At 41.8% G+C, this 22,761-nt stretch carries 35 protein-coding genes; 34 read left to right on the top strand and 1 reads right to left on the bottom strand.

Annotation, left to right across the window (positions count from 1 at the left end):
- Position 1 precedes the first annotated feature (1 nt).
- Positions 2–1,306, top strand: coding sequence for an HlyD family secretion protein (locus HFD85_RS18325; protein ID WP_167613186.1), 1,305 nt, complete (start codon positions 2–4; stop codon positions 1,304–1,306).
- Between the two features lie 287 nt (positions 1,307–1,593).
- On the opposite strand, the gene HFD85_RS18330 is transcribed toward HFD85_RS18325, so the two are convergent.
- The gene (locus HFD85_RS18330; RefSeq protein ID WP_167613188.1) at positions 1,594–2,649 is read right to left on the bottom strand and encodes an alpha-L-fucosidase; all 1,056 of its coding nucleotides are present in this window, start codon (positions 2,647–2,649) and stop codon (positions 1,594–1,596) included.
- Positions 2,650–2,910: 261 nt separating this feature from the next.
- On the opposite strand from HFD85_RS18330, the gene HFD85_RS18335 reads away from it, so the two are divergent.
- The 33 genes from HFD85_RS18335 (at position 2,911) to rplQ (ending at position 21,984) form a co-directional block, all read left to right on the top strand.
- The gene (locus tag HFD85_RS18335) at positions 2,911–4,179 is read left to right on the top strand and encodes a BspA family leucine-rich repeat surface protein (RefSeq protein WP_167613190.1); all 1,269 of its coding nucleotides are present in this window, start codon (positions 2,911–2,913) and stop codon (positions 4,177–4,179) included.
- Positions 4,180–4,628: 449 nt separating this feature from the next.
- Complete coding sequence (gene rpsL / locus HFD85_RS18340; RefSeq protein ID WP_167613192.1) at positions 4,629–5,003, top strand: 30S ribosomal protein S12; 375 nt, start codon at positions 4,629–4,631, stop codon at positions 5,001–5,003.
- A 136-nt stretch (positions 5,004–5,139) separates the two neighbouring features.
- The gene (gene rpsG / locus HFD85_RS18345; protein ID WP_167613194.1) at positions 5,140–5,616 is read left to right on the top strand and encodes a 30S ribosomal protein S7; all 477 of its coding nucleotides are present in this window, start codon (positions 5,140–5,142) and stop codon (positions 5,614–5,616) included.
- 55 nt (positions 5,617–5,671) lie between these two features.
- Entirely contained in the window at positions 5,672–7,786 is a 2,115-nt protein-coding gene (fusA, locus tag HFD85_RS18350; protein WP_167613195.1) for an elongation factor G, read from the top strand.
- 20 nt (positions 7,787–7,806) lie between these two features.
- Positions 7,807–8,112, top strand: a complete 306-nt coding sequence (gene rpsJ / locus HFD85_RS18355) for a 30S ribosomal protein S10 (protein WP_038558987.1) — start codon at positions 7,807–7,809, stop codon at positions 8,110–8,112.
- 22 nt (positions 8,113–8,134) lie between these two features.
- Positions 8,135–8,764, top strand: coding sequence for a 50S ribosomal protein L3 (gene rplC / locus HFD85_RS18360; protein ID WP_167613196.1), 630 nt, complete (start codon positions 8,135–8,137; stop codon positions 8,762–8,764).
- Positions 8,755–9,384, top strand: a complete 630-nt coding sequence (gene rplD, locus HFD85_RS18365; protein ID WP_167613197.1) for a 50S ribosomal protein L4 — start codon at positions 8,755–8,757, stop codon at positions 9,382–9,384. The genes rplC and rplD overlap by 10 nt, the downstream gene beginning before the upstream one ends.
- Before the next feature lie 13 nt (positions 9,385–9,397).
- On the top strand, positions 9,398–9,688 hold the full coding sequence (gene rplW / locus HFD85_RS18370; protein WP_167613198.1) for a 50S ribosomal protein L23: 291 nt from the start codon (positions 9,398–9,400) through the stop codon (positions 9,686–9,688).
- Positions 9,689–9,694: 6 nt separating this feature from the next.
- A complete protein-coding gene (rplB, locus tag HFD85_RS18375) occupies positions 9,695–10,519 on the top strand; it encodes a 50S ribosomal protein L2 (RefSeq protein ID WP_167613199.1) in 825 nt (274 codons plus the stop codon).
- A 15-nt stretch (positions 10,520–10,534) separates the two neighbouring features.
- Positions 10,535–10,804 (top strand): 30S ribosomal protein S19, encoded by a 270-nt coding sequence (gene rpsS, locus HFD85_RS18380; RefSeq protein ID WP_167613200.1) that lies wholly within the window; start codon positions 10,535–10,537, stop codon positions 10,802–10,804.
- Positions 10,805–10,832: 28 nt separating this feature from the next.
- Positions 10,833–11,252, top strand: coding sequence for a 50S ribosomal protein L22 (gene rplV / locus HFD85_RS18385; protein ID WP_167613206.1), 420 nt, complete (start codon positions 10,833–10,835; stop codon positions 11,250–11,252).
- A 9-nt stretch (positions 11,253–11,261) separates the two neighbouring features.
- On the top strand, positions 11,262–11,987 hold the full coding sequence (rpsC, locus tag HFD85_RS18390) for a 30S ribosomal protein S3 (protein WP_167613208.1): 726 nt from the start codon (positions 11,262–11,264) through the stop codon (positions 11,985–11,987).
- A gap of 29 nt (positions 11,988–12,016) precedes the next feature.
- On the top strand, positions 12,017–12,439 hold the full coding sequence (rplP, locus tag HFD85_RS18395) for a 50S ribosomal protein L16 (RefSeq protein WP_167613211.1): 423 nt from the start codon (positions 12,017–12,019) through the stop codon (positions 12,437–12,439).
- Positions 12,440–12,452: 13 nt separating this feature from the next.
- A complete protein-coding gene (gene rpmC / locus HFD85_RS18400; protein ID WP_167613213.1) occupies positions 12,453–12,656 on the top strand; it encodes a 50S ribosomal protein L29 in 204 nt (67 codons plus the stop codon).
- A complete protein-coding gene (rpsQ, locus tag HFD85_RS18405; protein WP_476738603.1) occupies positions 12,640–12,930 on the top strand; it encodes a 30S ribosomal protein S17 in 291 nt (96 codons plus the stop codon). Before rpmC ends, rpsQ begins: the two co-directional genes overlap by 17 nt.
- Positions 12,931–12,932: 2 nt before the next feature.
- Positions 12,933–13,298 carry a 50S ribosomal protein L14 gene (gene rplN / locus HFD85_RS18410; RefSeq protein ID WP_167613215.1) on the top strand — a complete coding sequence of 122 codons (366 nt, stop codon included), beginning with the start codon at positions 12,933–12,935 and terminating at the stop codon, positions 13,296–13,298.
- Between the two features lie 17 nt (positions 13,299–13,315).
- The gene (gene rplX, locus HFD85_RS18415) at positions 13,316–13,639 is read left to right on the top strand and encodes a 50S ribosomal protein L24 (protein ID WP_167613217.1); all 324 of its coding nucleotides are present in this window, start codon (positions 13,316–13,318) and stop codon (positions 13,637–13,639) included.
- Positions 13,639–14,196 carry a 50S ribosomal protein L5 gene (gene rplE / locus HFD85_RS18420; RefSeq protein WP_167613219.1) on the top strand — a complete coding sequence of 186 codons (558 nt, stop codon included), beginning with the start codon at positions 13,639–13,641 and terminating at the stop codon, positions 14,194–14,196. Before rplX ends, rplE begins: the two co-directional genes overlap by 1 nt.
- A 2-nt stretch (positions 14,197–14,198) precedes the next feature.
- Positions 14,199–14,468, top strand: a complete 270-nt coding sequence (rpsN, locus tag HFD85_RS18425) for a 30S ribosomal protein S14 (RefSeq protein ID WP_167613222.1) — start codon at positions 14,199–14,201, stop codon at positions 14,466–14,468.
- Positions 14,469–14,488: 20 nt separating this feature from the next.
- Positions 14,489–14,896, top strand: coding sequence for a 30S ribosomal protein S8 (gene rpsH, locus HFD85_RS18430; protein WP_167613224.1), 408 nt, complete (start codon positions 14,489–14,491; stop codon positions 14,894–14,896).
- 15 nt (positions 14,897–14,911) lie between these two features.
- On the top strand, positions 14,912–15,469 hold the full coding sequence (rplF, locus tag HFD85_RS18435; protein WP_167613226.1) for a 50S ribosomal protein L6: 558 nt from the start codon (positions 14,912–14,914) through the stop codon (positions 15,467–15,469).
- A 19-nt stretch (positions 15,470–15,488) separates the two neighbouring features.
- Entirely contained in the window at positions 15,489–15,845 is a 357-nt protein-coding gene (gene rplR / locus HFD85_RS18440) for a 50S ribosomal protein L18 (RefSeq protein ID WP_167613228.1), read from the top strand.
- A gap of 5 nt (positions 15,846–15,850) precedes the next feature.
- A complete protein-coding gene (rpsE, locus tag HFD85_RS18445; protein ID WP_167613230.1) occupies positions 15,851–16,366 on the top strand; it encodes a 30S ribosomal protein S5 in 516 nt (171 codons plus the stop codon).
- Between the two features lie 6 nt (positions 16,367–16,372).
- Positions 16,373–16,555 (top strand): 50S ribosomal protein L30, encoded by a 183-nt coding sequence (rpmD, locus tag HFD85_RS18450; protein WP_167613232.1) that lies wholly within the window; start codon positions 16,373–16,375, stop codon positions 16,553–16,555.
- A gap of 83 nt (positions 16,556–16,638) precedes the next feature.
- Positions 16,639–17,085 (top strand): 50S ribosomal protein L15, encoded by a 447-nt coding sequence (gene rplO / locus HFD85_RS18455; protein WP_167613234.1) that lies wholly within the window; start codon positions 16,639–16,641, stop codon positions 17,083–17,085.
- Positions 17,086–17,091: 6 nt separating this feature from the next.
- On the top strand, positions 17,092–18,420 hold the full coding sequence (gene secY / locus HFD85_RS18460) for a preprotein translocase subunit SecY (protein ID WP_167613236.1): 1,329 nt from the start codon (positions 17,092–17,094) through the stop codon (positions 18,418–18,420).
- Between the two features lie 53 nt (positions 18,421–18,473).
- Positions 18,474–18,695 (top strand): translation initiation factor IF-1, encoded by a 222-nt coding sequence (gene infA / locus HFD85_RS18465; protein ID WP_038559066.1) that lies wholly within the window; start codon positions 18,474–18,476, stop codon positions 18,693–18,695.
- A 98-nt stretch (positions 18,696–18,793) separates the two neighbouring features.
- Positions 18,794–18,910, top strand: a complete 117-nt coding sequence (gene rpmJ, locus HFD85_RS18470; RefSeq protein ID WP_119439712.1) for a 50S ribosomal protein L36 — start codon at positions 18,794–18,796, stop codon at positions 18,908–18,910.
- Between the two features lie 25 nt (positions 18,911–18,935).
- Positions 18,936–19,313, top strand: a complete 378-nt coding sequence (gene rpsM / locus HFD85_RS18475) for a 30S ribosomal protein S13 (RefSeq protein WP_167613238.1) — start codon at positions 18,936–18,938, stop codon at positions 19,311–19,313.
- Between the two features lie 12 nt (positions 19,314–19,325).
- A complete protein-coding gene (rpsK, locus tag HFD85_RS18480; protein WP_167613241.1) occupies positions 19,326–19,718 on the top strand; it encodes a 30S ribosomal protein S11 in 393 nt (130 codons plus the stop codon).
- Positions 19,719–19,736: 18 nt separating this feature from the next.
- Positions 19,737–20,345, top strand: a complete 609-nt coding sequence (gene rpsD / locus HFD85_RS18485) for a 30S ribosomal protein S4 (protein ID WP_167613244.1) — start codon at positions 19,737–19,739, stop codon at positions 20,343–20,345.
- A gap of 19 nt (positions 20,346–20,364) precedes the next feature.
- A complete protein-coding gene (locus HFD85_RS18490; RefSeq protein WP_167613246.1) occupies positions 20,365–21,357 on the top strand; it encodes a DNA-directed RNA polymerase subunit alpha in 993 nt (330 codons plus the stop codon).
- Between the two features lie 6 nt (positions 21,358–21,363).
- Positions 21,364–21,984, top strand: coding sequence for a 50S ribosomal protein L17 (gene rplQ / locus HFD85_RS21970; protein ID WP_167613248.1), 621 nt, complete (start codon positions 21,364–21,366; stop codon positions 21,982–21,984).
- The last annotated feature ends 777 nt before the right edge of the window (positions 21,985–22,761 follow it).

A 22,761-nucleotide genomic window follows, 5' to 3' on the forward strand; every position in this document is an offset into this window, starting at 1 on the left:
AATGACTGATGACAAACAAAATATAGAAATCCGATCCGGCGAAGTGCAGGAAATACTGGGCGGTGTTCCATCGCGGCTGGTTCGTTATGGTGTGCTGGTATTTGCGGCCATTTTTGCATTGATCATCATCTTTAGTTTTGTTTTTCATTACCCCGATATTTTGCGTTCGAAAATTGTGGTGACCACCGAAAATCCACCGGCTACACTGGTTGCCCGGGCCACCGGTAAAATCGATCAGTTATTTGTAAGCGACAAGGAAAAAGTGGAAGCCGGTCAGATCATTGCCTTAATAGAAAATCCGGCCAATTACATGGATGTGTTACAGCTCGAAACTCTGATCAACAAACTCCAGCCTAATTTCGATACCCTGAATTTTACACCCGTAGTTCACCTAAGCCGGGCACTGCAACTGGGGCCGGTTCAGGAATATTATTCGCAGTTTCTTACCAAGTTTCAGGAGCTGAAAGAATTCAGCGAACGAAACTATTATCTACTTCGTGAAGAATCGTATAAAGAACAGCTGAAAAATGCACGGATGCTGTACGACCGCATGTGGGAACAGAGAAATGCCGTTGACAAAGAATATAAGATCAAACAACGGAATTTCGAACGGCAACAAAAGCTGGTGGCCGGAGAAGTGATTGCAACAACCGAACTGGAAAAAGCAGAATCGGAGATGCTTTCCAAAAAATCGCAACTCGATGGTCTGCGATCCGATCTGTCTCAAAAACTGATCGACATTAGCCAACTCGATCAGAAGATCATTGAAAACGAAAAAGAGTATCACGACCTGAAAATTCAATACGAATCGGCCTTGCTTGAGGCTTTCAACAACCTGAAAAGTGCATCCAGCGACTGGTTCCTGACCTACCTTCTGCGATCGCCAATCGACGGCACGGTTTCGTTTAATAAGTTTTATGCCGAGAATCAGAATATCGAGCAGGGCGACCGCGCTTTTACCATCGTTCCCGACGATATGGGCGCCGTGATCGGGAAGGTTGAGCTGCCGGTGCGTGGTTCGGGTAAAGTAAACGAAGGCCTGAATGTAAATGTGAAATTCGACAATTACCCTTACATGGAATTTGGAATGGTGCGCGGCATTGTTAAGAATGTTTCGCTGGTGCCCGAAGACAACTTTTACATGGTTGAAGTGAACTTCCCCGATGGACTGACCACCAATTACGGCGACCAGCTGCAAATGCAAAACCAGCTCACCGGTCAGGCCGAAATCATCACCGAAGACCTGCGCCTGATCCAGCGATTCTTTAATCCGCTGAAAGCACTTTGGAAAGAGCGGGTGAAGTGAGTTCGGGGTTCAGAGCCCGCCTGCCAGCCCGGCAGGATCATTCTGGCGGGAACGAATTTCATTCGGGTAGGTTCAGAGTTCAAAGTAGTTCTGCAATCTTCAATCGGTAATCTTCAATCTACATTTATATTTGACTTGAGGAGTTTGAATTAATGTTTGCGATTTGCTTTGTAGATATTTGAAATGCACTATGATCGTGCAATAATTGTCAGAAAATGCACCGTGAGAGTGCAAAATCGCATTTGTTTGGAGTAATTATGAGGTAGTGTTCAGCGATTGTACAGCCACTATTGTTGTACGTTGATTTTTAATCGCTTTCTTAATTCCGAAAGTATCTCAATGTCCTTATCCCTTATTTGTCCTTCGCGATTTGGTGGACAGTTCAAAATCAAAATATTATCCTGTGCCGTTGCTACTTTATATAATTCAACCAGTTCATCAATTGGTTTAAAAACAGTATCGGTGGTATTGTAAAACCATCGGCGGCTAATACACACTGTCGATTCCCAGAGCATATAATATTCTTCTCCGTTATGGGTGAATAATTTCGGATCATTTTTTACAGGCAAATAAGGGTCGCCCAGTCTGAAATCGCTGGGGAAATACCTTATAGGATATCCTTCTTTTTGGTCTTTGGGCAATACCGGATGGTGGTCGGGTTCTCCCGGCAAACCAATTGACCAGTTCACACCAATCTGACAATCAGGCTCTCTTGATTTTATGGTTTGATATATTTCTTTAATTGGCCATTGATTATTTTTCTTTACCCAACCTCCATCAAACCAAAATTCCACTATATCGGTATATTCCTGAGTGATGTCCATTAATTCATCCAGTTGCTTAATCATATAGGAATTGTAGGCACTGTCAAGTTCAGTATTTTCAACATCACTGTTTCTGTTTCTGTCCCATAACGAATAATACAAGCCTAAGCCAATATTATACTTTTTACATGCTTTTGCTACGGCTTCAACAACATTGGTGGTATTCCCCGAATTTGCAACATCATATGCTGTAAACTGACTATCCCAAAGGCAGAACCCATCGTGGTGTTTGGTAACTAAAATAACATATTTCATACCGGCATCTTTAGCTGTTTTAATCCATTGTTCGGCATCGATAGTTGCAGGTGTGTAAGATGAAGCGGGTTTCGAGCCATCAGTCCATTCCATGTCATGAAATGTGTTTATTCCAAAATGGATAAACATTCCGTATTTACGTTCAATCTGTTTTAATTGTGCTTTACTAGGAGTTTTTGAAGGTACAGGAAGTATCTCTTTTTCTGTATTAATAAGGGAGAAGAATATGTTACCAATGATGAGTAGTAAAATTAAACTTTTCATTCTGCTTGTTTTCTATAATAAATTTCGCTGGCGCGAATTTGTATCCCTGCCATTTTTGAACCAACGCTAAAGTTAGGACAATAAATATACAGCACAAGTGGTAAGCGAATATTGCCTGTCTTGCCGGCCGGGGTACTGATTGCCTTAAGCACCAGCTAGGGTGTAGAGTGTTTTACAACAATCCAATGAGAATTCCATTTGTAATTATTATGTTAAAATTATACATTTGAACCCTAACATTAAGCCATTTGCGTGAAAACTTTGACACTATTAGTAGCCTCCCTTTTAGTTACCTCAATTTTGTTAGGTAAAAATTCAGTGATTTTGTGTGATAAGGAGAATGTAGTTCTGAAGTCGGAGTTGGATATTCCGGGCGATTTAGTATGTACAGTTGTAATTGATACATTGAACAAACAAAAATCAGGCACAACAGAACCAACTTTCTATTTTGACGACAACGGAGTGACCATTAAATGCATGGATTGTGTCGCCGGTGACAAAGGCATTGTCAATGGTATCGAGTATGAAGCAGTTGATAGAGAGCTGCTAATGCAAAGGAGAGATGAAGGAGCAGATTTATCCAAGTTATGTACAAGCTTAGTCACCGACATGTCTTTTTTGTTTCATGATGCTTCTTCGTTTAATGAAGATATTAGTTCGTGGGATGTAAGTAATGTTGCAGATATGACTGCAATGTTTTTGGGAGCAACATCCTTTAACCAGAATATTGGATATTGGGATGTAGGTGCGCTAAATTCCGCAGCTGTTTTGTTTAATGGAGCTACAGCATTTAACCAAAATATCGGTTCATGGAATGTTAGTAACGTAATTTCTATGAGTTGTTTATTTAAAGAAGCGGTTTCTTTTAATCAGGACATTAGCTCATGGAATGTCGGAAATGTAATTGACATGGACAGCATGTTTGCGGGTGCTAGCGCTTTTAACCAAAACATTAGTTCTTGGGATGTTGGGAACGTAATGTCGATGCCAGCTATGTTTTTTGAGGCCTCTTCGTTTGATCAGGATTTGAGTTCATGGAATGTTAACGCCGTGTTTGATATGTATGTTATGTTTTATTCTTCTGGATTAAGCACAGAGAATTATTCAAAGATATTAATTGGATGGGCAAGTCAAAGCCTTCAGAAAAGTGTTTATTTAGATGCCGGAAATATCAAATATAACGCCTCGGCACAAGAATCACGGCAATACATTATCGATACATATGAATGGACAATAGTTGACGGGGGGCTTGATGCATCAGGTACTGACAGTACAAATACAGGTATTGGAGATACGCATATAGATAATAGCATCTTTGTTTATCCTAATCCCGCAAATGACAAATTATATATCGAAACCAACTCATCGGGAGAAGTAAAATTATTTGATTTGAATGGGAAAATAGTTTTGAATCAACGGATTGAGAATGGTAAAAATGAGTTAGATATATCTGATTTTATGAAAGGCTCTTATTTTTTAAGATGTGAATTTAAAGATGGTATTCATATTGTACAGTTTGTAAAGAATTAGACAATAAAATCTTCACCAGACTCTCGTATTATTGAAATCTGACTTTTTTATTAGATCGGATTTTCTAATCTAACGCCCAATTGAATCAGTGATGCTCCCGATTGGAGCTTAACATTCAATTAATAACTGGATGTTCTTTTTTAGCGAACAAATCTGCTCCTCATTCACTAATCCACAATCCGCCTTACTTCTTCCTTCATCGCGCTTCCGGCTTCCAACTTCCCGCCGCTCTTCAATCTTCTCTCTCTCAATTCATTTCAACCTTAAATTTTTGAAAAAAAAGCTTAAAAGGCATTGCAGATTGATAATAATTCGTACTTTTGCGAGCCGTTTTTAGGGGAAAAGTGTGCTTTTACCCCTCGAAACTATTGATAATTAAGGATTTTTGCATACTTTTGCAGTCCGTTTTTTTGAGAATTTATTATTAACTATATAAAAAACAGGTATTTATGCCAACTATTCAACAGTTAGTTCGAAAAGGAAGACAGAGCAAGGTTGAGAAGAGTAAATCTCCTGCCTTGGATTCATGCCCGCAACGTCGTGGCGTGTGTGTTCGTGTTTATACCACTACTCCGAAGAAACCTAACTCGGCAATGCGTAAAGTTGCAAGGGTAAGGTTAACCAACGGAAAAGAGGTGAATGCTTATATTCCCGGTGAAGGCCACAATCTCCAGGAGCACTCAATTGTGCTTGTACGCGGAGGTAGGGTAAAAGACCTTCCTGGTGTTCGTTACCACTTAATTCGTGGTGCTCTGGATACCGCAGGTGTTGAAGGACGTTTGCAACGTCGTTCGAAATATGGTGCTAAAAGACCGAAGAAATAAGAAGTAAAAACAAGTAATTAACACTGTTATTTATTAGTGGTTTGGTTGAGTAAGGAATTCTCTTCAATGTCTTCCGGAGATGAACTGAAGACCGCCTACGGGCAACCAATTTAGATAACACTAAAGAAGTTTTAAAATGAGAAAGTCAAAACCAAAGAAGAGACAGGTACTACCGGATCCGAAATTCAACGATGTTTTGGTAACCCGGTTTGTCAACGACCTTATGGTGGATGGTAAGAAATCTACAGCTTATACTATTTTCTACGATACAATGGAATTGGTAGAAAAACGTATGAAAGATTCAGAAGTTGCCCCACTTGATGTTTGGAAAAAAGCATTGGAGAACATTACTCCGGCTGTTGAGGTAAAAAGCCGCCGTGTTGGTGGTGCTACTTTCCAGGTTCCGATGGAAATTCGTCCGGAAAGAAAAACCTCTATCAGTATCAAAAATATGATATCGTTTGCCCGTAAACGTTCAGGCAAATCAATGGCCGACAAGTTGTCTGCAGAAATTGTAGCTGCATTTAACGAAGAGGGTGGTGCTTACAAGAAAAAAGAAGACACCCACAGAATGGCTGAAGCAAACCGCGCATTCGCACATTTCAGATTCTAGTTTAGAGAGATTGATAGTATAGTTTGGTAAAAGGAAAAGAAAATTGGTTTAAAAAATGGCTAAACAAGATCTGAAATATACAAGAAACATCGGTATTATGGCGCATATCGACGCCGGAAAAACTACCGTTACAGAACGTATTTTATTTTACACCGGTTTAACTCACCGTATTGGTGAAGTACACGACGGTGCTGCTACTATGGACTGGATGGAGCAGGAGCAGGAAAGAGGTATTACCATTACTTCGGCTGCTACTACTACCTTCTGGAAACATAACGATATTGAGCATAAAATTAACATTATCGATACTCCCGGACACGTTGACTTCACAGTTGAGGTTGAACGTTCGTTAAGGATTTTGGACGGAACAGTTGCCCTGTTCTGTGCTGTAGGTGGTGTTGAAGCTCAGTCGGAAACAGTATGGCGCCAGGCTGAAAAATACGGTGTACCACGTATCGCTTTCGTAAACAAAATGGACCGTCAGGGTGCCGATTTCTTCAATGTATACAACGACATTAAAGAAAAATTAGGCGCTAACCCGGTTCCAATGCAGATTCCAATCGGAGCTGAAGAGAAATTCGAAGGTGTTATCGACCTGGTTGAAATGAAAGCAATCCGCTGGGAAGATGACGAAGCAATGGGAACTAAATATGTTCTGGATGAAATTCCTGCCGATTTAGTTGCACAAGCCGAAGAGTGGAAAGAAAAACTGGTTGAATCGGTAGCTGAAGTTGACGACCACATTATGGAACGTTACTTCGAAGATCCGAATTCAATTACCAAAGAAGAAATGTTGGCGGTAATCCGTCGCGCTACACTCGAAGGAGTAATTATCCCGATGATGTGTGGTTCGGCATTTAAAAACAAAGGTGTTCAGCGTTTGCTGGATGCAGTTTGTGAATTCCTGCCAAGCCCGCTCGATAAAGGCGAAATTAAAGGAGTTAATCCTACTACCGATAAAGAAGTAACCCGTACTGCTGATGCTAATGAGCCACTGGCTGCATTGGCATTTAAAATTGCTACCGATCCATTCGTAGGTCGTTTGGCTTATGTACGTGTTTACTCGGGTACACTTAACGCCGGCGACAGCGTGTATAACTCACGTACCGGTAAAAAAGAACGTATCTCGCGTCTGTACCAGATGCACTCTAATAAACAAAATGCGAAAGATTCAATCGAAGCCGGAGATATCTGTGCAGCGGTTGGTTTCAAAGATATTCGCACCGGTGATACATTAGGTGATCTTAAAAACCCAATTACACTGGAAAGTATGGACTTCCCGGAACCGGTAATCGGTATCGCGGTTGAGCCAAAATCGCAGAAAGACATTGATAAACTGTCGAACGGTTTGGCTAAACTGGCCGAAGAAGATCCAACTTTTGTTGTTAACACCGATCCCGATTCAGGTCAGACTGTAATCCGTGGTATGGGTGAGTTGCACCTCGAAATTCTGGTTGACCGTTTGAAACGCGAATTCAAAGTGGAATGTAACCAGGGAGCTCCTCAGGTTGCCTACAAAGAAGCGATTACTCAGGAAGTTGAACTTCGTGAGGTATTCAAGAAGCAGACCGGTGGTCGTGGTAAATTTGCCGATATCATCGTTAAAGTTGAACCTGCTGAAGAAGGAAAAGTTGGATTGGAATTTGTCGACGCTGTAAAAGGTGGTCGTATTCCACGCGAATTCATTCCTTCGGTTGAAAAAGGTTTCAAAGATGCATTGTCGAATGGTCCGTTGGCCGGTTTCCCGGTTGATGCACTGAAAGTAACCCTGATTGATGGATCTTTCCACCCGGTTGACTCCGATCAGCTGTCGTTCGAGATCTGTGCGCGTCAGGCGTTCAAAAGCGCTGCATCGAAAGCAAAACCAGTTCTTTTAGAGCCGATCATGAAACTTGAGATCGTTACTCCGGAAGAATATATGGGAGATATTATTGGTGACCTTAACCGTCGTCGCGGTGAAGTAGCCGGTATGATTTCAAAAGGAAATGCAAAAGTTGTTACTGCCCGTGTTCCACTTTCGGAACAATTTGGTTATGTAACCGTATTGCGTACACTTTCTTCGGGAAGGGCAACTTCGTCAATGGAGTTCAGCCACTACCAGGAAGTACCACGAAGTCTGGCAGAGAAAGTGCTGGCAGATGTACAGGGAAGAGTTGATTTATTAAAATAATTATATAACAATTTTCTCTTATGAGTCAAAAGATCAGGATTAAGCTGAAATCGTACGATCACAACTTAGTTGACAAGAGTGCTGAGAAAATCGTTAAAACGGTAAAAACTACAGGCGCTGTAGTAAGTGGTCCTATTCCACTTCCAACTCACCGCAGAGTTTTCACTGTTTTGCGTTCTACCTTCGTAAATAAAAAATCGAGGGAGCAGTTTCAGTTGTCTTCATACAAACGTTTGATCGACATTTACAGCTCAACCGCTAAAACCATTGACGCATTGATGAAGCTGGAGCTTCCAAGTGGCGTCGAAGTAGAAATTAAAGTTTGATAATTTAAAGTAGTCGAAAAAAATGGCTGGTATTATTGGAAAAAAAATCGGAATGACATCCGTATTCAGTGTTGAGGGGAAAAATATCCCATGCACTGTGATTGAGGCCGGACCTTGTGTTGTTACACAAGTGAAGACCCAAGAGACCGACGGCTACGAAGCGCTTCAATTAGCTTATGGCGACAAGAAAGACAAGCACGCCACCAAAGCTGAAGTTGGCCACTTTAAAAAGGCCGGAACTTCACCAAAGCGTAAAGTAGTAGAGTTTCATAACACCTATCAGGAAGAGTTTGAATTGGGACAGCAAATCGATGTTTCAATTTTCCACGAAAAAGATTACGTTGACGTAATTGGTGTTTCAAAAGGAAAAGGCTTCCAGGGCGTAGTTAAAAGACACAACTTCCGTGGGGTAAACGATGCCACACACGGACAGCACAACAGGCTTAGAGCACCGGGTTCTATCGGAGCTTCATCATGGCCTTCACGTGTTTTTAAAGGTATGCGCATGGCCGGTAGAGATGGTGGTAAAACCATTACTATCGAAAACCTGGAAGTAGTGAAAATTATTCCTGAAAAGAATTTGTTAGTGGTAAAAGGTTCAGTACCTGGAGCCAGAGGTTCATACTTAATTATTAGAAAGCAATGGAACTAAGTGTACTGAATATTGAAGGAAAAGAAACCGGAAGAAAGGTTACATTAAGCGACCAGATCTTCGGAATTGAGCCCAGCGACCACGCCATTTATTTGGATGTAAAACAATACATGGCCAACCAACGCCAGGGAACAAGTAAGAGTAAAGAGCGTGCTGAAATTGCAGGAAGTACACGTAAAATTAAGCGTCAGAAAGGTACCGGTACAGCTCGTGCAGGTAGCATCAAGTCGCCGGTTTTCCGTGGCGGTGGTACAGTTTTTGGCCCACGTCCGCGCAATTATGGCTTCAAGCTGAACAAAAAAGTGAAGCAATTAGCCCGTAAATCAGCTTTAACATATAAAGCAAACGAAAAAAGTATTGTTGTTTTGGAAGACTTCAATTTCGAAGGTCCAAAGACCAAAGAAATGGTAGCCTTGAAAAACAATTTGCAAATCGCTGAAAAAAAGGCACTTTTCGTTTTACCGGCTGAAAATAATAACATATATTTGTCCTCGCGAAATTTACAGGACGTATCTGTTGTAACCGCTTCTGAATTAAGTACTTATCAGATTTTGAATGCAAAAGCACTCGTGCTTTGCGAGGGATCTGTTGCGAAAATTGAAGAGGCATTTAAACTTTAACGGAGGATAAAAAATGGAAATTTTAGTAAAACCATTGGTTACAGAGAAGATGACCGACCAGTCGGAACGATTCAACCGTTACGGTTTTGTGGTAGATCGCAGAGCAAGTAAACCTGAAATTAAAAAGGCTGTTGAAGCCCTTTACAATGTTACGGTTGAAAGCGTAAACACCATGGTATATGGTGGAAAAGCTAAATCGAGATACACCAAAGGCGGTATCATTTCCGGAAAAACTGCTTCTTACAAAAAAGCAGTTGTTACTTTGGTAGAAGGAGATAGTATAGACTTTTATAGTAATATATAATAACAAATGGCAGTAAGAAAATTAAAACCAGTAACTCCGGGTCAGAGGCACAAGATTATTGGCGCTTTTGATACCATTACTGCATCTACGCCTGAGAAATCATTGTTGGAGCCCATTAAAAAGTCCGGTGGTCGTAACAACCAGGGACGAATGACAATGAGATATATAGGCGGGGGACATAAACGCAAATACCGTATTATCGACTTTTTACGCGATAAAGACGGTGTTGCAGCTGTTGTCGATTCCATTCAGTACGACCCGAATCGTACTGCACGTATCGCACTTCTTCAATACGAAGATGGTGAGAAACGTTACATCGTTGCACCTAACGGGTTGCAAGTTGGTCAAACGGTGATGAGTGGAACCGGTGCAGATCCTGAAGTAGGAAATGCACTTCCCCTGGCTGAAATACCTCTTGGTACTTTGGTTCACAACATTGAACTCCATCCTGGCCAGGGTGGTATCATGGCACGTAGTGCAGGCACTTACGCACAATTGACCTCACGTGATGGCAAATTCGCAATTTTGAAATTGCCATCAGGCGAAACTCGTATGGTACTTACGTCCTGTAGGGCTACAGTAGGTACAGTTGGAAATACTGAACACAACATCGAGAAATCGGGTAAAGCCGGTCGCTCTCGTTGGTTAGGAAGAAGACCTCGTGTTCGTGGTGTTGTTATGAACCCTGTTGATCACCCAATGGGTGGTGGCGAAGGCCGTTCATCAGGAGGACATCCAAGATCACGCAAAGGCTTGCTTGCGAAAGGGTACAAAACCCGTTCGAAGAAAAAAGCTTCCAACAAGTATATTGTAGAACGTAGGAAAAAATAGTAAAGAGGAATAATTATGAGTCGTTCATTAAAAAAAGGTCCTTTTATCGATTTTAAGCTTGAAAGAAAAGTGTTGGCGATGAATGATACCAACAAAAAATCGGTTGTTAAAACATGGGCCAGAGCATCAGTAATTTCTCCTGATTTTGTAGGACATACTATTGCAGTACATAACGGAAACAAATTCATCCCGGTATACGTGACCGAAAACATGGTAGGACACCGTTTGGGCGAATTTGCTCCAACCCGTACATTCAGGGGGCATGCTGGTAATAAGAAAAGATAAGGCATTTAAAATTTAAAAAGTAAGTACAATGGGTGCCAGAAAAAGACTAGCAGCTGAAAAAAGAAAAGAAGAAAAAAAGCAACAATATTTTGCTGTTTTAAGAAACTGCCCAACATCACCTCGTAAAATGAGACTGGTGGCTGATATGATCCGTGGTATGGAAGTAAACAAAGCGCTCGACGTTTTGAAATACTCCTCTAAGGAAGCTTCAGGAAGGGTAGAAAAACTTCTTCTTTCGGCCATTGCCAATTGGCAGGCTAAAAACGAAGGTGTTCGTTTAGAAGAAAGTGAACTTTACGTATCTCAAATCATGGTTGATTCAGGCCGTATTCTGAAAAGGTTACGTCCGGCTCCCCAGGGTCGTGCACACCGAATCAGAAAACGTTCGAACCATGTTACGATTTATGTAGACAGTAAAGAAAATGTTGTTGAAGAAAACCTTAATTAGTAGTAATACATGGGACAGAAAGTAAATCCAATAGCAAATCGTTTAGGTTTCATCAAAGGATGGGATTCTAACTGGTTTGGTGGTGATAACTACGGCGATAAGCTGGTTGAAGACCAAAAGATCAGGAAATACCTGAACGCTCGTTTGGCCAAAGCCAGTATTTCAAGAATCGTTATTGAACGTACCTTGAAGCTGATCACCATCACTGTTCATACTTCTCGCCCCGGTATTATTATCGGTAAAGGTGGACAAGAAGTAGATAAACTGAAAGAAGAGTTGAAAAAACTGACCAGTAAAGAGGTTCAGATCAACATTTTCGAGATCAAACGTCCTGAACTCGATGCAAAGATCGTTGCAACTAACATTGCACGTCAGATCGAGGGTAAGATTGCTTACCGTAGGGCAGTAAAAATGGCCATTGCTTCAACCATGAGAATGGGAGCCGAAGGAATCAAAGTATTGGTTTCAGGACGCTTGAACGGAGCAGAAATGGCTCGTGCAGAGATGTATAAAGATGGCCGTACGCCGCTTCATACTTTGCGTGCCGATATCGACTACGCACTGGCTGAAGCCCTGACTAAAACCGGTTTAATCGGTGTGAAAGTCTGGATTTGTAAAGGTATGGTTTATGGTAATCGCGACCTTTCGCCTAATGTAGGACAAAAATCCGGAGGTCGTCCGGGTCCGGGTCCGAAAGGCGGCGGCGGTGGCCGTGGTAGAGGTAGAAGAAAATAGAGGTTTAACACTCACAATCAATTAAAAGAATGTTACAGCCGAAAAAAGTAAAATTTAGAAGAGTACAGAAGGGCCGAATGAAAGGTAACGCGCAACGCGGAAACCAATTGGCATTCGGTTCATTTGGAATAAAATCGTTGGAAGAATCGTGGATTACCGGTCGCCAGATCGAGGCAGCAAGGGTTGCGGTAACACGTCATATGCAACGTCGTGGTCAAATTTGGATCAGAATATTTCCCGATAAACCTATTACCAAAAAGCCAGCCGAAGTAAGGATGGGTAAAGGTAAAGGTGCTCCTGAAGGATTTGTTGCGCCGATAGCACCAGGCCGCATAATCATTGAAGCAGAAGGTGTGCCATTTGAAATGGCCAAAGAAGCTTTAAGATTGGCAGCCCAGAAACTACCGGTTAAAACAAAGTTTGTCGTAAGACGCGATTATGTTGAAGAATAAAATTAGGTGAATCATGAAAATCAGTGAAATCAAAGAATTGACGGAAAAAGAAATCGTCGAACGCTTACAGATTGAGAAAGAAAATCTTGTTCGCCTAAGATTGAACCATGCAGTATCGCCGCTTGATAACACTAACAAGCTTAGAGAAAGCAAGCGTAACATTGCAAGGTTACAAACAATTCTTCGCGAAAGAGAATTAAATGAAAAACAGAATTAATTCAGCGATGGAAGAGAATAACGCAAGAAATCTCAGGAAAGAGAGAATCGGGGTTGTTGTTAGTGATAAAATGGACAAATCTATCGTGGTTGCTGAAAAACGTAAAGTGAAGCACCCTATCTATGGTAAGTTCGTTAACAAAACAACCAAGTTCCATGTCCATGATGAGAAAAATGATTGTCATGTTGGAGATACTGTAAGGATTATGGAAACACGTCCTTTAAGTAAAACCAAATGTTGGCGAGTAGTTGAAGTAATTGAAAGAGCGAAGTAATCATGATACAACAAGAATCAAGATGTTCGGTAGCCGATAACAGTGGAGCAAAAGAAGTTCTGTGTATCCGTGTATTAGGCGGAACAAGAAAACGCTATGCTTCTCTGGGCGACACTGTAGTGGTTACTGTTAAAAATGCGCTGCCAGGCGGCGATGTGAAAAAAGGTACTGTTTCGAAAGCAATTGTAGTTCGTACAAAAAAAGAAGTTCGTCGTCAGGACGGATCTTACATCCGCTTCGATGACAATGCTGTAGTACTGTTGAACAACGCTGGTGAAATGCGTGGAACACGTATTTTCGGGCCTGTTGCAAGAGAATTGCGCGAGCATAATATGAAAATTATTTCACTCGCACCAGAAGTACTGTAATAAGAAAAAAGCTCAAAATGCAGAAAAAGTTACACATAAAAAAAGGTGACACTGTGGTGGTGATCGCTGGAAACAACAAGGGCGCTAAAGGCCGAGTGTTGGAGGTGATCCGTAAAACCGACAGAGCAATTGTAGAAGGTGTAAATATGATTAAGAAACATACCAAACCTAACGCGGAAGCTCCGCAAGGTGGTATTGTTGAAAAAGAAGCACCGGTGCACATTTCTAACCTTATGCTGGTTGATCCTAAAACAGGAGCAGCTACCCGCGTGGGAAGGAAATTGAATGACGATGGTAAATTAGTTCGTATTTCGAAAAAATCAGGAGAGGAGATTAAGTAATGGCTTACGTACCAACTCTTAAAAAGAAATATCAGGAAGAAATTATCCCTGCACTGAAGAAGGAGTTCGATTACTCTTCTGTAATGCAGGTTCCGAAATTAGAAAAAATTGTCCTTAACCAGGGAGTAGGAGCAGCAATCGCCGATAAAAAGCTGATTGAAGTTGCCCAAACCGAAATGACGAAAATCGCCGGCCAAAAGGCCGTACAAACTGCGTCAAAAAAGGACATCTCAAACTTCAAGTTGAGAAAGAAAATGCCAATTGGCGTGCGCGTTACATTGCGTCGCGACCAAATGTATGAATTCCTCGATCGTCTGATCGCTGTAGCCCTGCCACGTATTCGTGACTTCAAAGGGATTGAAAGCAAAATGGACGGCCGTGGTAACTACACATTAGGCGTTCCGGAACAGATTATTTTTCCTGAGATCGTGCTCGACCAGGTCAGCAAGATCAACGGAATGAATATTACCTTTGTCACTTCTGCAAATACCGATGAAGAAGGTTTTGCTTTGTTAAGAGAATTAGGTTTACCATTTAAAAACGTTAAAAAGAACTAGTAATGGCTAAAGAATCAATGAAAGCACGCGAAGTGAAACGTGCAAGATTAGTTGAGAAATATGCCGAGAAACGTGCCAGGCTGAAAGAAGAAGGCGACTACGTAGGTTTGCAGAAACTTCCTAAAAATTCGTCGAAAGTACGTTTACACAACCGTTGTAAACTTACAGGACGTCCGAAAGGATACATGCGCCAGTTTGGAATCAGCAGGATTGATTTTAGGGAAATGGCCTCAAACGGTTTAATCCCTGGAGTTAAAAAGGCAAGTTGGTAATCGTTTAAACAATTGGAAAAATGAGTAAAGTAACAGATCCAATAGCAGATTATCTGACAAGGGTAAGAAATGCAATTATGGCGAAACACCGCGTGGTTGATATTCCTGCTTCAAACCTTAAAAAAGAAATAACCAAACTGTTGAAAGACAAAGGTTATATCTTAAACTACAAGTTTGAAGACGAAGCAGGCCACCAGGGTAACATTAAAATTGCATTGAAATACAATCCAGAGACTAAAGTATCTGCAATAAAATCGCTTGAGCGAATAAGTAAACCAGGTTTACGTCAATACTGTGATAGCACAAGTATTCCACGTGTACTAAATGGTTTAGGCATAGCAATTATCTCTACCTCAAAAGGTGTTATCACCGATAAAGAAGCTCGTGAGCTGAACGTAGGCGGAGAAGTTTTATGTTACGTATATTAATAGGAGGAACGGTCAATGTCAAGAATAGGTAAATTACCCATAGCAATTCCGTCAGGAGTAGAAATTAAAGTTAACGACGAAAACGTAGTTAGCGTTAAAGGTCCTCTTGGAGAATTGACACAACAAGTAGACCCTTCTATTGAAGTTGCTGTTGAAGACGGTAACATTGAAGTGAAGAGGTCGGGTGAATCGAAAAAAGAAAAATCGATGCACGGACTGTACCGCTCTTTGGTTAATAACATGGTTGAAGGTGTTTCCAAAGGGTACGAATTAAAGTTGGAATTAGTAGGTGTTGGTTACCGTGCTGAAGTTATGCCGGACAACGTACTCGACCTTGTGTTGGGTTACTCGCACCACACATACATCCAGCTTCCTCCTGAAGTGAAAGTTGAGGCATTATCTGATAAGCGTAGCAACCCGGTGGTTACATTGAAAAGTCACGACAAGCAATTGATCGGACAGGTAGCTGCAAAAATCAGATCATTCCGTAAACCTGAGCCATATAAAGGTAAAGGTATTAAGTTTGTTGGCGAAGTATTGAGGCGTAAAGCTGGTAAGGCCGCCGGTAAATAATTTTAAAGAATTAATTATTATGGCATTAACAAAAGTACAAAGGCGAGCAAGAATTAAAAGTCGCGTGCGCACCGTTGTTTCAGGCACCGCCGAACGTCCAAGACTGAGCGTTTTCAGAAGCAACAAACAAATTTACGCTCAACTTATCGACGATGTGCAGGGAACTACATTGGTTGCTGCATCTTCTTCAGACAAAGCTATCGCCGGTTCTGAAGGATCGAAATCAGAGAAAGCTGCAATGGTAGGTAAAGCAGTAGCTGAAAAAGCAGTAGCTGCAGGAATTACCGAAGTTGTATTCGATAGAAATGGTTATTTATACCATGGTAGAGTAAAACAATTAGCTGACGCTGCCCGCGAAGGTGGCCTTAAATTCTAATCATTATGGCGAAAATCACTAATAAAGTAAAAACCAGCGACCTGGAATTGAAAGACAGGTTGGTAGCCATTAATCGTGTAACCAAAGTAACAAAAGGTGGACGTACATTCAGTTTCTCTGCCATTGTTGTGGTTGGCGACGAAAAAGGAATCGTAGGCTGGGGTCTTGGTAAAGCAAGCGAAGTTACCACTGCAATTGCAAAAGGTGTTGACGCAGCTAAGAAGAACCTGGTAAAAATACCGGTAATTAACGGAACTATTCCTCACGAACAGGCTGCCAAATTCGGCGGCGCTAACGTGTTACTTAAGCCTGCATCATCAGGTACCGGGGTAAAAGCCGGTGGTGCGATGCGTGCAGTACTCGAAAGTGTTGGTGTTCACGATATCCTTGCAAAATCAAAAGGATCATCGAACCCACACAACCTGGTAAAAGCAACAATGTCTGCTTTGCTTGAGCTGAGAGATGCGTATACCGTAGCTGAACACAGAGGTGTTTCATTGGAAAAAGTTTTTAAAGGATAACACGTTATGGCAAAGCTAAAAATTACACAAGTAAAAAGTACAATCGGTTCAACAAAACGCCAGAAAGCAATTATGGCGGCTTTAGGTCTGAAAAAAATGAATCAGACAGTTGAGCACGAAGCTACTCCTCAGATTGTTGGAATGGTTAACAAAATGAGGCATTTGATTAGTGTTGAGGAAGTGAATTAATATTTCAAAGTAAGGATGTTGGGGATTTCAATTTTGAAAATACCTGGCATCCGAAACATTTGAAACTAAAAAATATTAATAAGATGAACTTAAATAACTTACAACCTGCTGAAGGATCGACAAAAACAGGAAAGCGCATAGGTCGCGGACAGGGCTCAGGTCGCGGTGGTACATCAACCCGTGGTCACAAAGGCCAGAAGTCGAGATCAGGTTATTCAAGGAAGATCGGTTTCGAAGGCGGACAGATGCCTTTGCAACGTGTCGTTCCTAAAATGGGTTTCAAAAACATCAACCGTGTTGAATTCAAAGCAATCAACCTCGATGTATTGGAAGCCGTTGCAGCAAAGAATAACTTATCTGTTATCGACAAAGATTCGTTGGTGCAGGCAGGAATCGCATCGAAAAACGACAAGATCAAAATTCTTGGCGGCGGAACTTTAACTAAAAAATTAGAAGTTAAAGCCGACGCATTTTCGAAAAGCGCGAAAGAAGCAATAGAAAAATTAGAAGGAACAACTGAAATAGCTTAAACCGTAATGAAACGATTTATTGAGACCCTAAAGAATATCTATAAGATTGAAGACTTACGATTCAGAATTGGAACAACACTTTTCTTCCTGTTAATTTACAGGTTAGGTTCGTTTGTTTCGCTTCCTGGAATCGATCCGGCACAGTTACAAAACCTGGAACAGCAAACCTCTGATGGCTTGCTGGGCTTGATTAACATGTTCTCGGGAGGTGCTTTTGCACAGGCTTCTGTCTTTGCTTTGGGAATCATGCCATACATTTCTGCCTCAATCGTTATCCAGTTAATGGGTATCGCAGTTCCCTACTTCCAGAGGTTGCAGAAGGAGGGAGAGTCAGGAAGGAGGAAAATCAATCAGATCACACGTTATTTAACTGTGTTGATCCTGATTCCTCAGGCGTCGGCTTATCTTACGAACCTTCATTATCAGTTACCCGAAACGGCTTTTGCAATGAAAGGGCTTTGGTTCAATGCTCCTTCCATCGTGATTCTAACAGCCGGTTCGATGTTTGTTCTTTGGTTAGGTGAGCGTATTACCGATAAAGGTATCGGTAATGGTATTTCACTGATAATCATGATTGGTATTATAGCTCGTTTGCCGCAATCAGTAGCACAAGAATTTGTGTCGCGCTTTGCAGCAGGCGGCCTGGTAGTGTTCCTTGTAGAGTTTGTTATCCTGTTTATCGTATTTATGGCATCCATCGCCCTGGTTCAGGGAACAAGAAGGATTCCGGTACAATACGCCAAACGGATTGTGGGTAACAAGCAATATGGCGGTGTACGTCAGTACATCCCTCTGAAAGTAAATGCCGCAGGCGTAATGCCTATCATTTTTGCCCAGGCAATTATGATGGTGCCTATTACAATTGTTGGTGTTGCTAACTCTGAGAACCTTCGCGGTGTTGCGGCTGCTTTGTCTAACATCACAGGGTTCTGGTACAATTTTACACAATTTTTATTAGTGGTAGCTTTTACGTATTTTTACACCGCTATTACTATTAACCCTACCCAAATGGCCGAAGACATGAAGAAAAACGGCGGTTTTATTCCGGGTGTTAAACCAGGAAAGAAAACGGTTGAATTTCTTGATACCGTAATGAGTAGAATAACACTTCCCGGATCTATTTTCCTGGGATTGGTAACTATTCTTCCGGCTTTTGCTATGATGGCAGGAATGAGTCAGGGATTCGCGTATTTTTACGGCGGAACTTCACTGCTTATCCTCGTGGGTGTTGTGTTAGATACCTTACAGCAAATCGAAAGTCACCTGTTGATGCGTCACTACGACGGACTGATGAAATCAGGACGTATTAAGGGCCGTCCGGGTATGGGAATGTAAGACTAGTAAACGAGATTTTGATTTTTAACTTTAACAAGAATTATATTTAATTTATGGCAAAACAACCTTCCATAGAACAAGATGGAACAATAATAGAAGCATTATCGAACGCAATGTTCAGAGTTGAATTGGAAAATGGGCATGTTATTACAGGTCACATTTCCGGTAAAATGAGAATGCACTATATTAAAATTTTGCCTGGTGATAAAGTTAAAGTCGAGATGTCTCCTTACGACCTTACAAAAGGTAGGATTACATTCCGTTATAAAAACTAAGATTGAATAATTAGAGAAACGAGTCACGGTATAACCGGGGTGAGTTATCCCGCCAAAAGAAGCGGGTCATCGTATACCAAAAATTAAAACAAGTAAAAATGAAAACTCGTGTTTCAGTAAAAAAACGTAGCGACGACTGCAAAATTATTCGCAGGAAGGGACGTTTGTATGTGATTAATAAGAAGAACCCGAAGTTTAAACAACGTCAAGGGTAACATTAATCTGTAAAAATTAAATTTTATGGCACGTATTGCAGGTGTTGATATTCCAAATAATAAAAGAGGTGAGATTGCTCTTACCTACATTTATGGTATTGGCCGTAGCAGGGCACAAAGAATTCTGGCGGAAGCCGGAGTAGACAAAGACCAAAAGGTACAGGAATGGAACGACGATCAGTTTGCCGCCATTCGTCAGGTAATTGGCGACAACTTCAAAGTTGAAGGTGAACTGCGCTCTGAAATCCAGTTAAACATCAAGCGATTGATGGATATTGGTTGTTACCGTGGTGTTCGTCACCGTATCGGTTTACCGGTACGCGGACAAAGTACCAAAAACAACGCACGTACCCGTAAAGGAAAACGTAAAACTGTTGCCAACAAAAAAATGGCCACTAAATAAGGAATTTGAGTTATGGCAAAAAAAACAGGTACAAGTACTAGAAAGAGAAAAGTGGTTGTTGAAGCCAATGGTATGGCCCATATCCACTCGTCTTTCAACAATATCATTGTAACGCTGACAAATATGAACGGAGAGGTGATCTCCTGGTCGTCAGCGGGTAAAAAAGGATTCCGTGGTTCTAAAAAGAACACTCCGTATGCAGCTCAGGTAGCTTCTGAGGAGTGTGCTAAAACTGCTTATGACCTTGGACTTCGTAAAGTTAAGGTATTCGTTAAAGGACCTGGTAACGGTCGTGAATCAGCAATCAGAGCACTGTCTACCATTGGTATTCAGGTAACCGAGATCGTTGACGTAACACCGCTTCCACATAATGGTTGCAGGCCTCCTAAAAGACGTAGAGTTTAATTTTAAAACGAAAAGGAAATGGCAAGATATAGAGGACCAAAATCTAAAATCGCTCGTAAATTCGGCGAACCTATCTTCGGACCGGATAAAGTGTTCGAACACAAAAACTATCCTCCGGGGATGCACGGTTTAGCCGCTAAGAGAAGAAAGAAATCGGAGTACGGGCTACAGTTGAAAGAAAAGCAAAAAGCTAAATATACCTATGGTGTATTGGAAAAACAATTCCGTAACCTCTTCGAAAAAGCTTCGGCTGCAAAAGGGGTAACCGGTGAAGTTCTGCTTCAGTTGCTCGAGTCGCGTCTCGACAACGTTGTTTTCCGCATGAGTATTGCTAAAACAAGGGCTGCGGCCCGCCAGTTTGTGACACACAAACACATTACTGTAAACGGAAACGTAGTAAATATTCCATCGTACACGGTTAAACCGGGCGACGTTATCGGCGTTCGTGAAAAATCAAAATCGCTGGAAGAAATTACGAGCTCATTGCATTCGCGTAGAAGTTCGCAATACGAATGGATCGAGTGGGATAGCGACAAAATGGTCGGTAAATTCCTGAATCGTCCGGAACGCGAAGAAATTCCAGAAAACATCAAAGAACAACTGATCGTAGAGTTGTATTCAAAATAATAAATTTACTAAAGTTATTATGGCAATATTAGCATTCCAAAAGCCTGACAAGGTGATAATGTTAGAGTCCGACGATAAAGTCGGCAAATTCGAATTTCGTCCCTTAGAACCGGGATACGGTATTACTGTTGGTAATGCGCTTCGTCGAATTCTGTTATCGTCGTTGGAAGGCTATGCAATTACAACTGTTAAAATTGAAGGTGTTGACCATGAGTTTTCTACGATAAAAGGGGTTATCGAAGATGTTACTGATATTATCCTGAATCTGAAACAAGTGCGTTTTAAAAACGAGGTGGAAGATTTTGACAGTGAAAAAGTATCGATCTCTATTACCGGTCAGGAAGAATTGACTGCCGGCGATATCAACAAGTTCATGACCGGTTTCCGGGTATTGAATCCGGAGTTGGTGATCTGCAGAATGGAACCAGACGTTAAGATCCAGATGGAATTAACCATCAACAAAGGTCGTGGTTATGTTCCGGCTGTTGAGAACACACCGGTTGAAGAAGAATTCGGATTAATTCCGATCGATTCTATTTTTACTCCAATCAAAAAAGTTCAGTACGCCGTTGAAAACTACCGTGTAGAACAAAAAACCGACTACGAAAAGCTGGTTTTGGATATTCATACCGATGGTTCAATTCACCCTAAAGACGCGTTGAAAGAAGCAGCCAAAATTCTTATCTATCACTTCATGCTGTTCTCGGATGAAAAGATTACTCTTGACACCGACGAGAAATTTGCAAACGAAGAGTTCGACGAAGAAGTACTGCACATGCGTCAGTTGTTGAAAACCAAATTGGTCGACATGGATCTTTCAGTGCGTGCATTGAACTGTTTGAAAGCCGCCGATGTGGATACACTGGGTGACCTGGTTACTTACAACCGTAATGACTTGTTGAAATTCAGAAACTTCGGTAAAAAATCGTTAACAGAATTGGATGACCTGCTGGATAACATGGGACTGAATTTTGGAATGGATATTACCAAGTACAAATTGGATAAGGAGTAATAAGCAATGAGACACAATAAGAAATTCAATCATTTAGGCCGTAAGTCAGCGCATCGTAAAGCGATGTTGGCAAACATGGCAAATTCACTTATCGAGCATAAGCGAATTACAACTACTGTTGCTAAAGCCAAAGCTTTACGTATGTATGTTGAGCCGCTGATTACTAAAGCAAAAGATGATACTACACACTCTCGCAGGGTAGTTTTCAGCTACCTTCAGAATAAAGATGCTGTATCTGAACTGTTCAGAGACGTAGCTGCAAAAGTTGCCGATCGCCCGGGAGGATACACCCGTATCTTGAAAACCGGTAACCGTATTGGTGACAATGCCGAGATGTGCATCATCGAACTGGTAGACTACAACGAAGCAATGTTGGCTGCAAAAGAAGAAGCTGCAAAACCAAAATCACGTCGTTCACGTCGTGGTGGAGCAAAAAAATCTGATGCACCTGTAGCTGAAACTAAAGTTGCAAAAACTAAGGAAGAAGCTCCAAAAGCTGCAGTAGTTGAAGAAACTAAAGTGGAAGAAGCTCCGGCTGCTGAAGCTGAAGTTAAAGCGGAAGAGCCAAAAGCTGAAGCAGAATCTACTGAAGAAGCTGCTGACGAAGAGGAAAAGAAAGAAGAATAGAGTATTTCTTTATGATACTGAAAAGCCGGTTTGTTTTATACAGACCGGCTTTTTCATTTTCGAGGTAATTCTTTTACGGCTGGCGGCCGGGCTTTCCGCTAAAGTTGCCTTGCGCCTGGCTGTTCCACCAAAGTTAGTTGGGCAGCTTCCTGAGGTCGCTTCCAACTAACAGGTGTCATTAGCCAGGCGCGGCGGCAAGCTACCGCTGCAATCCCTGCCAGAGGGGCAGTGGTTCTTTAGAAGCGGGCATAAAAAATGGCATCCCCCGGAATGCCCTTTTCCAAATGTTAATCATCTGCTATTCAACAACAGGATCAACCTGACTGTCCTCGTCCCCTGAGCTTGCACGTCCGGCACGGGCGGTCAATGTATCGTCGCAGTATTTTATGCGTTGGTTCAGTGGCGGCTAAATGTTTAATTGCGAAACCCTGCCACCGGTGCGCGGCACCACTTTATATTCGTTACAAATCTGTGCTCCCGATGCACGACACCAATTTATATCAGTTACAAACCTATGCCGCCGATCCACGGCAACCTTATGTTCACGTACGAAACCTCCCCACGGGTGTGTGGCAAGGCTTTGTAAGCCTTACAGACCTATGCCGCCAATGCGCGGCAATACTTTGCAAGTGTTACAAAGTGTTGCCTCTGGCCGGTGGCGGACTCTCTTTATCAGTGAGTTAGGTTGTTTTTTGCGACCGTGGTTTTCTGGATCCCACAGCTGGCGCGGAAACCGGGCTAAAGCCCCTGTACTATGTGGTATTCACTAACCCCAGG

Origin of the sequence: Maribellus sediminis, from assembly GCF_011799805.1 — a bacterium.
GTDB classification, from domain to species: Bacteria; Bacteroidota; Bacteroidia; order Bacteroidales; family Prolixibacteraceae; genus Draconibacterium; species Draconibacterium sediminis_A.